This is a genomic window from Paenibacillus paludis (assembly GCF_042610515.1).
Taxonomy (GTDB): Bacteria; Bacillota; Bacilli; order Paenibacillales; family Paenibacillaceae; genus Paenibacillus_AQ.
Genome location: NZ_JBGJZP010000028.1, coordinates 85,677 through 98,942 on the forward strand (window position 1 = coordinate 85,677; position 13,266 = coordinate 98,942).

The window sequence follows — 13,266 nt, forward strand, 5'->3', positions numbered from 1 at the left end:
CTTCATAATGGTTAAAATTAGGTCACATGCAGCCATCTCAAGATGATATCACATCTTGGAGCAGGCAGACAATAGATTGTGCCGCAATTCCTTCGCCGCGTCCGGCAAAACCGAGCTGTTCGGTAGTGGTCGCTTTTACATTCACTTTCGAGGCTTCCGCTCCCAGCGCGCGGGCAATGATCTCAGTCATCTGCGGGATGTACGGAGCCATCTTTGGCTTCTGGGCAATAATGGTTGAGTCGATATTGCCGAGCTTATAGCCACGCTCGCGGGCAAGACTCCATACCTGCTCCAGCAGCTTCAGGCTGTCCGCATCCTTGAAGGCCGGATCGGTGTCGGGAAAATGCCTGCCGATATCGCCAAGCCCAAGCGCTCCCAGAATAGCATCACTTACCGCGTGCAGCAGCACATCCGCATCGGAGTGCCCCAGCAGCCCTTTTTCATAAGGAATGGTGACTCCGCCAATAATACACGGTCTTCCCTCTACCAGCTGGTGTACATCAAAACCTTGTCCTACAGCTATCATGCTTAACCCTCTCCCCTGTTTCTTTCTGTAAATTCGGCAAAATCGAGGTCTTCCGGCGTTGTGATCTTTATGTTCCTGTAGCTTCCCTCCACCACAGATACCGGAATCCCGCTGCGCTCGGCCAGGCTGGAGTCATCGGTGCCACTAAATCCTTCCCGCTCCGCCGCGGCATACGCCGAAAGCAAATCAGACAGACGAAAAGTCTGCGGGGTCTGAATCGCCCACAGACTTCGCCGATCCGGCGTAGACAGCACCTTGCCATTACCGTCCACCTGCTTGATCGTATCCTTTACCGGCACTGCAAGTACAGACGCGCCGACCGCTCTGGCCCGTTCGTAGCAAGCATCAATCTCACTCTCCTGCACGAATGGACGTACACCGTCATGCACCATGACCCAGTTGGTGTCCAGCTGCTTTAGCCCCAAATGTACGGAGTGCTGACGTTCGGAGCCTCCGGGAACGACAGCCTTCACTTTATCCAGCTTATAGGCCTCTACCCATTCCCGGCAGCGTTCTATGTCCTCCTGGCCAGTGACCAGTACAATTTCAGAGATAAGCTCATGCTGCTGGAACACCTCCAGCGTATGCACGATAATGGGTTTGCCTTGAAGCAGCAAATATTGCTTGCTCTCGGCGGTCCCCATCCGTGTTCCTCTGCCTGCCGCCACAATCACGGCGCCCACACTGTTCGACATTCTTTTTGCTCCTGTCTTTCACGTATATCCCCATCATAACGTGTTTGGCGGTCATTTCCAACCCAAAAGACATTTTGCGATATGGCTTCTTGCTTATTGCGCTTTTTCCAGCAGCTTCGGTTTGGCGAAAATCATTCTGCCGGCTGAGGTCTGCAGCACGCTTGTAACCAAAACCTCCATTGTCGTGCCGATGTACTCACGTCCGCCTTCAACGACAATCATTGTTCCATCATCGAGATAGGCTACCCCTTGTCCATGCTCCTTGCCGTCTTTAATGACCTGTACGATAATCTCCTCTCCCGGCAGAACAACCGGTTTTACCGCATTTGCCAGATCGTTGATATTAAGTACGGAAACCCCCTGCAGCTCACAGACCTTATTGAGATTGAAATCATTGGTTACCACCTTGCCGCGCAGCACTTTGGCGAGCTTGACCAGCTTGCTGTCCACCTCGGAGATCTCTTCGAAATCGCCTTCGTAGATCAGTACCTTCACATCCAGTTCTTTCTGGATCTTATTGAGAATATCTAGACCGCGCCGGCCACGGTTGCGTTTCAGCAGATCGGAAGAATCGGCGATATGCTGAAGCTCTTCCAGAACAAACTCAGGGATGACAATCGTCCCCTCGATAAATCCCGTTTTGCAGATGTCAGCAATCCGCCCGTCAATAATGACGCTGGTATCGAGAATTTTATGCTCCTCCAGTCCGCGGCCCTCCGGTTCAGCCGATTGTCCAAAGCGCCCGGTTGTCCAAAGCGAGGCCAACTCCTCTTTCTTCTCCAGACCGATACGCAGCCCCATATAACCCAGAGCTAGCGTGGCAGCCACCTGCACCAGCTCACCTGCCTTCCCCAGCCAGTCCATGGCCGGATGGAGCAGCAGGGACAACAGCAGCCCTCCCGTAAGTCCTGCGGCACCTGCGGCCAATTCATTCATCGGAATTCGCGAGCAGTACAGCACCGCCTCACGCAGCTTTGAACCTGCCCACTCCGCGCATAAAGTCCCCGCAAACAAAAAAATAATGGCACCCAGCACCGTAAATAAAATGCTTCCTTCCACAGGCAGATTTTCCCCCAGCTTTCCCATTCCCTCCGGGAACCCTTTTTCTGCCGTATGGTATAGCGAAAAACCGGACCAGGCTCCGCATAACCCGGCAAGCGTCAACATCACTTTTTTCCACATAACCTTAAGCACCTCCTTTTATTCATCCTAAAATGATCTATACCTCACCAGTATGTTCCAATTTTCAGGACGGTAATCGGGGGTTGCTTATTTTTTCTCATACTTTTACCTTACCGCTTCTGTAAAGATTCCCAGGAACTCCTATTCCCGTTGAAAACAGGGGGGCCCTGGCATATAATGAACTCAATTACGAACCCAGGGGTGAATGAAAAATGAGCGCACCAAGTTTACAGGCCTTTCAGGATCAAGTCTCCGAACTGCTGCTCCGTCACCGTAGTCTTCTGGATGTAATGTCCAAGAACGGGCAGAGCAGCGCATCCGTCAACCGTGCCGTTGTCAAGGCCATTACCGAATGCGGCTGTATTCAGCTGCATGCCACCAAACAGGTGTTCGAGCCCGCTTTGGGACTTGAACAAGCCAAGGAACTCGCAGGAACTCATCTTGAGGGCCAGCTGTGCGAGAACTGCCGTGAAGTTGTCGCTTCCGAGCTGGGGCGGGAATTGTTCTATATGTCTGCACTGTGCAATCTGCTTGACATTAATATGGACGAGGTTGTGGTGAAGGAATCGCAGAAATGCGCTACGCTCGGTTTGTTCAACCTATCCTAATCATGGCTGACGACGCTCTTGTATGCTTTCTTCATTCGTTCAGCCGAAAAAGGCTTTGCCGTCCACTGAGGTCAGGGAGGGCAAAGCCTTTTTCGGTATATATAAAGGAATGATTATCTAGAGGAATAACTTACAGGCTACCCGTTCTTGGAGTGATAGATCTTGTCTTCCGAACGTCTTCTGCGGCGGTGACGGCGACGTGCCGTGAGCCGGTCAATATTATGCTTAAATCCGTACAAAGCATACAGCGCGAGCAGTCCAAAGATCATCTTGGCAATCTGCTCCGGGAACACAACTGCTACTGCTACCGCCACAATAATCACTAACGGCGCACCAACGACCGCTTTTTTGGGCAGTCCGATCTTCTTGAAGTTAGGGTATTTAACTGTGCTGACCATCAGATAAGATAAGAGCAAAGTGGCAACAATCATGAATGGAGCGGAAACATCTTTATGAAAAAGGGCCAGTGTGGCGAGCACGCCACCTGCAGCAGGAATAGGCAAACCGACAAAATATCCGGGGATTCCCGGGCGGACATTAAAACGGGCCAACCGCAGCGCCCCGAATACCGGGAATATTGCTGTTACAGTCCAGCCGAGCGCAGAACTCAAATCCTGCAGGCTTGTAAGATACATAATTAGCGCAGGTGCCACACCAAAGGATACGACATCGGATAGGGAATCCAGCTCTTTGCCAAATTCACTCTCGCAGCCCAGTGCCCGCGCTACACGGCCATCTAGTCCGTCAAGCAGCATAGCGATAATCACCATGATAGCGGCCATGCTAAGCTTGCCGTCAAACGCCATCATGATACCAAACATTCCAAGCATCAGGTTACCAATGGTAAAAAGACTCGGAATTGATTTTTGTATCATTTCTTCACCTCTATTTTATTACTTTGAGCCTAACTTCTTCAATATTACGTGATTGTATGTTATTTACATTTGCCTGTCAATAAGAACTTGTTTCTGCAGGCGTTTAAGTCCGTCTTGGATATTTCGTGCCCGAACCTCTCCGATTCCATCCACCTCATCGAGTTCCGCGATGCTCGCGGTCATCAGATTCGGCAGCATTTCGAAGCGCTCCACCAGATTGTGGATGATCACATTCGGCAGGCGTGGAATCTTATTAAGCAGCCGGTACCCGCGCGGAGTAACGACTTCCTCGGAGGCAATCGCTGTAGAGGAATAACCAAGCAGACGGGCAATATGATTGTCATCCATCAGCTCATCGTCGCTGGAACGTTTGAGTCCGGCAATAATTTCGCGGATTTTGTCCTCCTGTTCCTCTCTTGCATAGTCTCTGTACAGAAGCCATGCTTCTTCCTCTGTATTTCCAACCAGTTCTTCCATCTGCATGCTGATCAAGCGCCCTTCGTTGCCGAGTTCGTTGATATAGCGCTTGATTTCCATTTTAATGCGCAGTACCATCTCCACCCGCTGGATCACCCCGACAACTTCAGCCACGGTAACGATGCCTTCATATTCAGAAGCGGAAAGGTTCGTTAAACCCTGGGTAAGTACTGCTTTGTACTTCTCCAGGGTTTGTATGGCCTGGTTGGCCTTGGCCAGAATTGCCCCAATCTCCTTAAGCGCATAACGGATGGAACCTTGATACAAGGTAATGATGTTGCGCCGCTGGGAAATGGATACCACCAGCTTGCCCGTCTGCTTGGCGACACGCTCTGCAGTGCGGTGGCGGATCCCTGTTTCAATGGATGAGATGGAGGAATCGGGAATGAGCTGCGTATTTGCGTACAGTATCCGTTTCAAATCCTCGCTCAGAATAATGGCTCCGTCCATTTTAGCTAATTCATATAAATAATTGGGTGAAAAATCGCAGTTAATGGAGAATCCCCCATCGACAACTTCCATCACCTCCGGGCTGTATCCGACAACAATCAAAGCTCCTGTCTTTGCACGCAGCACATTCTCCAGACCTTCCCGGAAGGGAGTTCCGGGTGCCGCCATCCTCAGCAGATCATTCATATTATCTAATTGATTATATTCTTTCATCTTCCTATGCCCCCTAATCTAACGCGACCGATAGTGCATCTGCTACGGTACTGACGCCAATAATCTGGATATCCTGCGGATGTTTCCAGCCTTTCATGCTCTTCTCTGGCATAATCACTCTCCGGAAGCCAAGTTTAGACGCTTCCTTCACCCGCATTTCCGCGCGTGAGACCCCCCTGACCTCACCGGTGAGACCGACTTCACCAAAGAAGACATCATAAGGCTTGGTTGATATATCGCGGAAGCTGGAAGCTATGCTGATAGCTACAGCCAAATCTACTGCCGGTTCATCCAGTTTCACCCCACCGGCAACGTTCAGATAAGCATCCTGGTTCTGCAGGAACATCCCCATCCGCTTCTCCAGCACCGCAATAATAAGCGCCATCCGCTGGTGGTCCATACCTGTGCACATCCGGCGGGGGGAAGGGAAATGAGTTGCAGCGACAAGTGCCTGAAGCTCAACAAGCACCGGTCTGGTTCCTTCCATACTCGCCACTACTGCTGAACCCGCTACACCTAGCGGACGTTCGGACAAGAACAGCTCGGAGGGATTCTCCACTTCTGTAAGCCCGATCTCCCCCATCTCAAAGATACCGATCTCATTGGTTGAACCGAAGCGGTTCTTAACTGCCCGGAGCAACCGGTACGTATGATGCCGCTCTCCTTCAAAATAGAGCACGCAATCCACCATATGCTCCAGCATTCGGGGTCCGGCAATCGCCCCTTCCTTGGTAACATGACCAACAAGTACTGTTGCGATCCCGCGGATTTTGGCGATACGCATAAATCTTGTCGTACATTCCCGAACCTGTGTCACGCTGCCAGGTGCACTGGTTACTTCCGGCATGAATACCGTCTGGATGGAGTCAATGACGAGGAACTGAGGTTTGATCTGTTCAATGGCTTCCTCGATGCTTTCCATATTCGTTTCGCATAGTACATACAGCTCTGCCGACAACGCCCCGAGGCGATCGGCACGGAGTTTCGTCTGCCGAACCGATTCTTCTCCCGAGATGTACAGTACGCGTAAACCTTGAGTAGTCAATGCATGCGAGGTCTGCAGCAGCAGGGTTGATTTCCCGATGCCGGGGTCGCCTCCGACCAGCACCAGCGAACCCGGCACAATACCTCCGCCGAGAACCCGGTTAAGCTCACCGATGCCTGTCAATATACGGGGCTCTTTGTCACTTTCTATATTTATGATCGATTGCGCCTTTTCTTTACTCTGAAAAATAGGTGCATTCATTCCTTGTGTTTTGACTACGCTTTCGGTCTCCTCAACCATGGAGTTCCATGCCTGGCAGCCCGGGCATTTGCCGAACCACTTCGGCGATTCGTAGCCGCATTCGGTGCAGAAAAATTTAGTTTTTGGTTTAGCCATGTGTACTCCTTACCGTCCGAACTGCTTAAATTGCGGATAATTTTCTCTTATTCAAAGTTTACCATTTCTGCACCTTGAACGAAAGGTCAGTTCAGAGCTACTTTTGAGGAGTATCTCATTAACTTTCCTGAAATGCGGGTGAATTATCACCAAAAGGGTCTGCACAGCAACAAAAAGCCCCCGCCCCTCTATACGGAGGAGCGGGAGCTATGTTTCACAGATGGATATTATTTCTCAGTTTCCACTTCTTTTTCCAGGGAAGCTGCTGGCGGCTCAACGGTAGTTACGACAAGCTCACCGTTCACCTCATCGATCTTGAGGGAATCGCCTTTTTTGATGTTGCCCTTCAGCAGTTCTTCGGACAGCCGGTCCTCAATATGCTTCTGGATCGCCCGGCGAAGCGGACGTGCGCCGAAGGCTGGATCATAACCCTCTTTGGCCAGGAAGGCTTTGCCTCCCTCTGTCAGCTCAAAGTCCACATCGTACTCACGCAGCCGCTTGCGCAGCTCATCGGACATCAGCGTAACAATTTCTGCGATATGCTTTTCTTCCAGGGAGTGGAAGACAATGATCTCATCGATCCGGTTCAGGAACTCGGGACGGAAGCTCTTCTTCAGCTCATCCATAACCTTGCCCTTCATATTGGTGTAGTCTGCTCCCGCATCCTGCACCGCTGTGAAGCCCAGCGTCGAATTCTTCTTGATCGCCTGCGCCCCTACATTGGAGGTAAGAATGATCAGAGTATTGCGGAAATCGACCACGCGGCCTTTGGAATCGGTCAGACGGCCGTCTTCCAGCACCTGCAGCAGGATGTTGAATACTTCCGGATGGGCCTTCTCAATTTCGTCCAGCAGTACTACGGAATATGGTTTACGGCGTACCTTCTCGGTCAATTGTCCGCCTTCTTCATAACCAACATAACCTGGAGGCGCTCCTACCAGACGGGAAGTGGAGTGTTTCTCCATGTACTCCGACATATCAATCCGGACCACCGCATTCTCATCGCCGAACATTGCTTCAGCAAGCGCCCGTGCCAGCTCGGTTTTACCAACCCCGGTAGGACCGAGGAAGATGAAGGAACCCATAGGGCGTTTAGGATCCTTAAGTCCTGCTCGTGCCCGGCGGAGGGCCCGGCTGACTGCCTTGACGGCTTCGTCCTGGCCGATTACCCGTTCATGCAGGATAGACTCCATATTAAGCAGACGGTCGGTTTCCTCTTCCTTCAGCTTGCTAACCGGTATACCGGTCCAGCTGGCTACCACTTGAGCGATATCCTCTGGTGTAACCTGTGAGTCAGTGCGGCCTTGCTTCTCTTTCCACTGGTTCTTGGTCGTGTCCAGTTCCTCGCGGATCTTTTGCTCCGTATCCCGCAGTGCGGCAGCCTTCTCGAATTCCTGGCTCTGTACGGCTGAATCCTTCTCCTTGCGGATATCATCCAGACGCATTTCCAGTTCCTTCAGATTTGGCGGAATCGTATAAGAGTTCAATCTTACCTTGGAGCCGGCTTCATCAATCAGGTCAATTGCTTTGTCCGGAAGGAACCGGTCAGGAATGTAACGGTCGGACAGTTTTACAGCCTCTACGATGGCTTCATCCGTGATCTTCACCCGGTGATGGGCTTCATAACGGTCACGTAGTCCGTAAAGAATCTGAACAGCTTCCTCAGGAGAAGGCTGATCCACCGTAATAGGCTGGAAGCGGCGTTCCAAGGCTGCATCTTTCTCAATATATTTGCGGTATTCATCCAGCGTAGTGGCACCGATGCATTGCAGCTCTCCACGGGCCAGAGCCGGCTTCAGGATGTTGGAGGCGTCAATAGCACCTTCCGCACCGCCTGCACCGATCAGGGTGTGCAGCTCGTCAATGAAGAGCACGATGTTTCCTGCCTGGCGAATCTCATCCATAATCTTCTTAAGGCGGTCTTCAAACTCACCGCGGTATTTGGTCCCGGCTACTACAGAACCCATATCCAGAGTCATTACGCGTTTGTCGCGCAGCGTTTCCGGAATTTCATTATTGATGATCTTTTGGGCCAGACCTTCGGCAATGGCTGTTTTACCAACCCCAGGCTCACCGATCAGCACCGGATTGTTCTTAGTCCGGCGGCTCAGCACCTGAATGACACGTTCAATTTCCTTACTGCGGCCGATAACCGGATCCAGGTTGCCATCCTTGGCATAGGCGGTAAGGTCACGGGCCAGGCCATCCAGCGTTGGTGTGCTGACATTGGCAGGCGCACCGCTGTGGCTGGAAGTAGCTTCGCTGCTGCCGAGCAGCTGCAGCACTTGCTGGCGGGCCTTGTTAAGGCTGATCCCCAGGTTGTTGAGTACACGGGCAGCTACACCCTCGCCTTCACGGATAAGCCCGAGCAGGATATGCTCAGTGCCGACGTAAGTGTGTCCCAGCTTGCGGGCTTCGTCCATCGACAGCTCAATAACTTTTTTGGCACGAGGAGTATACGCGATGTTTGTTGGCTGCTCCTGTCCTCTGCCGATCAGTGTTTCCACTTCATCCTGAATTTTCTCAAGACCCAGACCAAGTCCGATTAGAGCTTTTGCGGCTATGCCGTCTCCTTCACGAATCAGTCCGAGCAAAATATGTTCTGTCCCAATGTTGTTGTGTCCCAAACGAACAGCTTCTTCTTGCGCCAGCGCCAGCACTTTTTGTGCGCGTTCCGTAAATCTTCCAAACATCATATCTCCTGCACCTCCACGAATAATAAATATCTATAATTAATGTTGTGATCCCAGTGTTTCCCGGAGCAGCTTTGCCCGGTACATATCACGTTCAGTAGCCGTGAGCTCATCGCCGAACAGCTTTTGCAAAAATCCGGGCTGTGTCTTGACATTCAGCTCATTCAGCACTGAAATCGAAGGCCCTTCCAGTATCCCCAAATCGACTCCAAGCCGCAAATCGGATAACCGCTGGGCCGACTCTTTAAGCTCCATCACTGCCGCATAGGACAAAATGCCGTAAGAGCGTTTAATCCGGTCGGTAATCCGCAGTGCGGAATCAACCAGCAGGCGTTCACGGGCATTCCGTTCATGCTCTATAATCTGGGTGACCACACTGTGAAGATTCTCAATGATCTCACTTTCGGTCTGTCCCAGCGTAATCTGGTTGGATATCTGAAAGATGTTCCCAACTGCTTCGCTGCCCTCACCATAAATTCCTCTTACGGTCAGTCCCACCTGATTTACAGCGGATAGAATCCGGTTGATCTGATGGGTCATAACCAGTGCCGGTAAATGCAGCATTACCGAGGCTCTTAGCCCGGTTCCTACATTGGTGGGGCAACTCGTTAAGTACCCTCTTCTATCATCAAAGGCATAATTGACAGAAGCCTCAAAAATATCGTCGATGGCCGTTGCCCTTACCCAAGCCTCTTTAACCTGCAGGCCGGGAAACAGACATTGAATCCGGAGGTGGTCTTCCTCATTGATCATAATGCTGACCGACTCATCCTCGTTCAAAATGACCGCTCCACCCCGTGAATCATTGGCTAGATTTGGACTGATCAGATGTTTCTCCACCAGCACTTTTTTATCCAGCTCATCCAGCTCATCCAGCTTCAGCAGTTGAAAGGTACCAAAGTCCGCTGCAGCTTCTCCCTGAAACACGGGTGCCAGCTGCTCCAGCGCCTCTTCCGCCTGCTCGGCAGATGCCAGCAAAGGAAAAGGCAGGTGCTCCAGATTGCGGGCGATACGCATACGGCTGCTGATTACAATCTCGGAATGGCTGCCACCGCAGCGCATCCAGTCACTAAGCGCTTGTTCGGTAAACCGGAGACTTGACATGCCGCATCCCCCCTATATATGAAAGACTTTACTCTTGTGCCATTTCTTTTTCAAGTCGGCGGATCTGATCCCGCAGCTCGGCTGCAGTTTCAAACTCCTCTTGCATAATGCTTTGCTGCAATTCCAACTTCAGTTCATCAATTTGCCGTTTGCACATAATTTGTGCCCCCGCACGTTTCGGCAGCTTGCCTACATGAGCGGTGCTGCCGTGCACTCTTCGGAACAGCGGATCCAGCGTGCTGTCAAAATATTTATAGCAGGAGCTGCAGCCGAACCGTCCAAGTTTGCTGAACTGGGAATACGTCATGCCGCAATTCTCGCATTTCAGTCCCTGTGCATTTTGGGTTGCCGCGGATTTCTCCTTGCCGGAGCCTTCCAGATCCAGTAAACCGGAGAGCAGGCTGTGAATGGAGAACCCGCCCGCGGTTCCGGGAATTAATTCCCCCTTCTCCCGCGCACAGCTTTCACAAATATGAAATTCCGTCTTCTCTCCACTCACAATTTTGGTGAAATGAAGGGTAGCCGGTTTGACGCCGCATTCCTGGCAAAGCATAAGCGGTGTCCCCCTTACCATTCGTATTATTTACCAAGCAAAGAAATCAGCATGGCTTTCATAATCTTGGCACGAATCTCATCCCGGTAGGGCAGATTAATCGTCAGACAATCCCGGGAAACAGCGGCGCGCATGAGACACGCTTCACGCTTGGTTAAGAACAGGGCCTCCTCAAGCTGGTAGATCAGCCCTTCGGCGGAATTCTGGTCAATATCATTGCCTATCGTGGATTTGAGATGTGCGTAAAGCGCCACATTCTGAGGAAGCTCAAAGCGCTGAATCCGGATGTAACCTCCGCCTCCACGTTTGCTCTCGACCACATAGCCCTTCTCCAAAGTAAAGCGCGTACTGATGACATAATTGATCTGCGACGGTACACAGGAGAACTGGTCCGCCAGATCATTACGCTGAATTTCCACCGTACCTTCGGGACTTTCATGCAAAATATTCTTCAGATATTGTTCGATAATATCGGAGATATTACGCATCACTCATCCTCCAGTGTTCAAAGCGTTAGGGTAATTCTTGCTGTACATCCGTCCGGCGGTGATCTCTTAAGAACTTAACCCAAGCACCTAAAGGCGAATCGGACACAATGTCCTGCCTTTCAGACTTTACAACTTAGGAGAGACTGCTTTCGGGATGCGTTGACTTTGACTTTCTTTGACTTTTTTCATATTATAACATATTCTCACTGAATTCCAAGTGGTTAGTCTTATTTTTTACTTATTGCCGCCATTGTATTCGGAATAACCCTTGGATCAACATGCATTTTAATATGAAAAATATAAAGCTCTCCCTGCTTCATTCAAAGCGGAAGAGCTGCTTATGATCAGAAAAAATCAAACAATGCGGTCCGTGCCTGCGGCATAATCCCTTTCAGCCACTCCACGGCTTCTAGACTGCCGGTTAACTGCCCACAGCGGTGCAATTCTTCCGGACGTTTGTATCCAAGCAGCAGCACCGTCAATGTTCCAATGCCGCAGCGCAAATCCGCCTGCTCTCCGGTACCCTTTACTTGTATTAAAGATGCCTCACCTTGCTGATTGACCTTCCACTCCCACAGCCCGTCGTTCCATGGGGCATGCTCATCCTCAATATACAACGTGCGCTTTTGCAGCTCATTCTGTTCCTTAAAGGTGAGTCCTTCCACAAAGGCTTTGGCATTAACAATACGCGCCATAAAATAAGGATAATTCTCCTGCGGAATACGGGGATCCGGAAGCAAAAACGGCAGCATATCATCTGCTGGCACCAGCTTTAATTTCGCAGCGGTGACCATCGAATCATGGTTGGCGAGAAAAGTCCACAATCCCCGGCGGGCTTCTTCGTCCATAAAAATGAATTCATCAATAACCAGTTCTTTGTTCTCTATTTTATAGAGAACATAACCTCCCGGTTCACCCGCTGCAGAATAAAACACACAATGACGTGTATCCTCATCCACTACGCTGTTCTCCCACCATTCACGATCACGCAGCAGCGTACCGTTATACCCGGAAGCAAAGCGCCCGTATAACTGCTCCATTACTTCAATATTTGCTTTATCGCGCTCTACACGCCCCTCCATTTCGGCCTTCCGCGGAAACTTGCCCACCGGTATCGTGTACTTCTTATATTCACAGTAGATCTCCCATCCGAACCTGCGGTAAAAAGGAATCAAGAAGGGATGCAGGAAGGATAACGTATGACCTGATTCATTCATTGTTTGTAGCGTATGGGACAAAAGCTTGGCCACAAGTCCCTGTCTGCGGTTCTCCGGCCATGTCGCCACTCCGGCAATCCCACCCATGGAGACGGCTTTGCCTTGCACATACACCTGAAGAGGCAGCAGCGTCAGCTTCGCACTTAGCTCCCCTTCCTCAAAGATACCCCAGACTCTTTCCGGCTTGAACTTCTGTTTAGATTTTACTCTGTCGTCACCGTTAAGTTTGAATTGAAAAGCGTACTCGGACAAGCCAAGGCTTGCCTCAAAATCCTCTAGCTGCAATTGCCTGATCTCCAATACCTTCACCTCATTATCAAATAGAATAGTGCTTATTAAGAGTATATCAAGCCCAGAAACGGTACGCGAATCCGCCAAGAAAGATTATAAAGAATCCAATGGTTATCCACAACTTATGCACAGCAGCACAAAGAACCGGAAAGAAAATCTTTCCGGCAAAAAATAGTTATCCACGATTCTAAAGTCTCTATCCACAAATTCCACATATTATCCACAAAACCCGTGTATTACTTGGATTTTCTCTTGACGAATCCCCAAGAATATGTCTTTCATCCACATCATTTAAGGATAGTTCCCTATCAAATATTGTATCCACATGTGTGTAAGTTTTCTGCGCTTGCTGAAAATTATCCACAACATTTCCACAGCCCTGCACAAACACAAAAAAGCCACTGTCAATGAATCAACAATGGCTTTGTGTGCTTGGCGGCGTCCTACTCTCCCAGGACCCTTCGGTCCAAGTACCATCGGCGCTGGAGGGCTTAACGGTCGTGTTCGGGATGG

The 13,266-nt window shown here is 50.5% G+C and carries 12 protein-coding genes and 1 rRNA gene; 1 reads left to right on the forward strand and 12 read right to left on the reverse strand.

From position 1 onward, the window contains the following. Positions 1-37: 37 nt before the first annotated feature. The 3 genes from ispF to ACAN56_RS32460 all read right to left on the reverse strand — a co-directional run bounded on the left by ispF (position 38) and on the right by ACAN56_RS32460 (position 2,403). The gene (gene ispF / locus ACAN56_RS32450) at positions 38-526 is read right to left on the reverse strand and encodes a 2-C-methyl-D-erythritol 2,4-cyclodiphosphate synthase (RefSeq protein WP_379147924.1); all 489 of its coding nucleotides are present in this window, start codon (positions 524-526) and stop codon (positions 38-40) included. Between the two features lie 2 nt (positions 527-528). Further along, complete coding sequence (ispD, locus tag ACAN56_RS32455) at positions 529-1,221, reverse strand: 2-C-methyl-D-erythritol 4-phosphate cytidylyltransferase (protein ID WP_379147926.1); 693 nt, start codon at positions 1,219-1,221, stop codon at positions 529-531. A gap of 93 nt (positions 1,222-1,314) precedes the next feature. Next, entirely contained in the window at positions 1,315-2,403 is a 1,089-nt protein-coding gene (locus tag ACAN56_RS32460) for a PIN/TRAM domain-containing protein (RefSeq protein WP_038597133.1), read from the reverse strand. A gap of 212 nt (positions 2,404-2,615) precedes the next feature. Here ACAN56_RS32460 and ACAN56_RS32465 point away from each other — a divergent pair, with 212 nt between their 5' ends. After that, a complete protein-coding gene (locus ACAN56_RS32465) occupies positions 2,616-3,011 on the forward strand; it encodes a nucleoside triphosphate pyrophosphohydrolase family protein (RefSeq protein ID WP_038597135.1) in 396 nt (131 codons plus the stop codon). 137 nt (positions 3,012-3,148) lie between these two features. On the opposite strand, the gene pssA is transcribed toward ACAN56_RS32465, so the two are convergent. The 9 genes from pssA to rrf form a co-directional block, all read right to left on the reverse strand. Next, on the reverse strand, positions 3,149-3,886 hold the full coding sequence (gene pssA / locus ACAN56_RS32470) for a CDP-diacylglycerol--serine O-phosphatidyltransferase (RefSeq protein WP_038597137.1): 738 nt from the start codon (positions 3,884-3,886) through the stop codon (positions 3,149-3,151). A 63-nt stretch (positions 3,887-3,949) separates the two neighbouring features. Beyond that, entirely contained in the window at positions 3,950-5,026 is a 1,077-nt protein-coding gene (disA, locus tag ACAN56_RS32475) for a DNA integrity scanning diadenylate cyclase DisA (RefSeq protein WP_038597139.1), read from the reverse strand. Between the two features lie 13 nt (positions 5,027-5,039). Beyond that, entirely contained in the window at positions 5,040-6,407 is a 1,368-nt protein-coding gene (gene radA / locus ACAN56_RS32480; protein WP_038597143.1) for a DNA repair protein RadA, read from the reverse strand. Between the two features lie 227 nt (positions 6,408-6,634). Then, entirely contained in the window at positions 6,635-9,103 is a 2,469-nt protein-coding gene (gene clpC / locus ACAN56_RS32485; RefSeq protein ID WP_038597145.1) for an ATP-dependent protease ATP-binding subunit ClpC, read from the reverse strand. A gap of 36 nt (positions 9,104-9,139) precedes the next feature. Continuing rightward, positions 9,140-10,204, reverse strand: a complete 1,065-nt coding sequence (gene mcsB, locus ACAN56_RS32490; RefSeq protein ID WP_038597147.1) for a protein-arginine kinase McsB — start codon at positions 10,202-10,204, stop codon at positions 9,140-9,142. A 28-nt stretch (positions 10,205-10,232) separates the two neighbouring features. Continuing rightward, positions 10,233-10,757, reverse strand: a complete 525-nt coding sequence (gene mcsA / locus ACAN56_RS32495) for a protein-arginine kinase activator protein McsA (protein WP_076112967.1) — start codon at positions 10,755-10,757, stop codon at positions 10,233-10,235. 26 nt (positions 10,758-10,783) lie between these two features. Further along, on the reverse strand, positions 10,784-11,245 hold the full coding sequence (locus ACAN56_RS32500) for a CtsR family transcriptional regulator (RefSeq protein WP_038597151.1): 462 nt from the start codon (positions 11,243-11,245) through the stop codon (positions 10,784-10,786). A gap of 344 nt (positions 11,246-11,589) precedes the next feature. Continuing rightward, complete coding sequence (locus ACAN56_RS32505) at positions 11,590-12,762, reverse strand: GNAT family N-acetyltransferase (RefSeq protein ID WP_379147931.1); 1,173 nt, start codon at positions 12,760-12,762, stop codon at positions 11,590-11,592. A 421-nt stretch (positions 12,763-13,183) separates the two neighbouring features. Then, positions 13,184-13,266 (reverse strand): 5S ribosomal RNA (rrf, locus tag ACAN56_RS32510); the annotation flags it as partial.

Excerpts from the sequence above, each read along its gene's own strand:
- ispF (WP_379147924.1), bottom strand. The coding sequence starts at position 526 with ATGATAGCTGTAGGACAAGGTTTTGATGTACACCAGCTGGTAGAGGGA.
- ispD (WP_379147926.1), bottom strand. The coding sequence starts at position 1,221 with ATGTCGAACAGTGTGGGCGCCGTGATTGTGGCGGCAGGCAGAGGAACA.
- ACAN56_RS32460 (WP_038597133.1), bottom strand. The coding sequence starts at position 2,403 with ATGTGGAAAAAAGTGATGTTGACGCTTGCCGGGTTATGCGGAGCCTGG.
- ACAN56_RS32465 (WP_038597135.1), top strand. The coding sequence starts at position 2,616 with ATGAGCGCACCAAGTTTACAGGCCTTTCAGGATCAAGTCTCCGAACTG.
- pssA (WP_038597137.1), bottom strand. The coding sequence starts at position 3,886 with ATGATACAAAAATCAATTCCGAGTCTTTTTACCATTGGTAACCTGATG.
- disA (WP_038597139.1), bottom strand. The coding sequence starts at position 5,026 with ATGAAAGAATATAATCAATTAGATAATATGAATGATCTGCTGAGGATG.
- radA (WP_038597143.1), bottom strand. The coding sequence starts at position 6,407 with ATGGCTAAACCAAAAACTAAATTTTTCTGCACCGAATGCGGCTACGAA.
- clpC (WP_038597145.1), bottom strand. The coding sequence starts at position 9,103 with ATGATGTTTGGAAGATTTACGGAACGCGCACAAAAAGTGCTGGCGCTG.
- mcsB (WP_038597147.1), bottom strand. The coding sequence starts at position 10,204 with ATGTCAAGTCTCCGGTTTACCGAACAAGCGCTTAGTGACTGGATGCGC.
- mcsA (WP_076112967.1), bottom strand. The coding sequence starts at position 10,757 with ATGCTTTGCCAGGAATGCGGCGTCAAACCGGCTACCCTTCATTTCACC.
- ACAN56_RS32500 (WP_038597151.1), bottom strand. The coding sequence starts at position 11,245 with ATGCGTAATATCTCCGATATTATCGAACAATATCTGAAGAATATTTTG.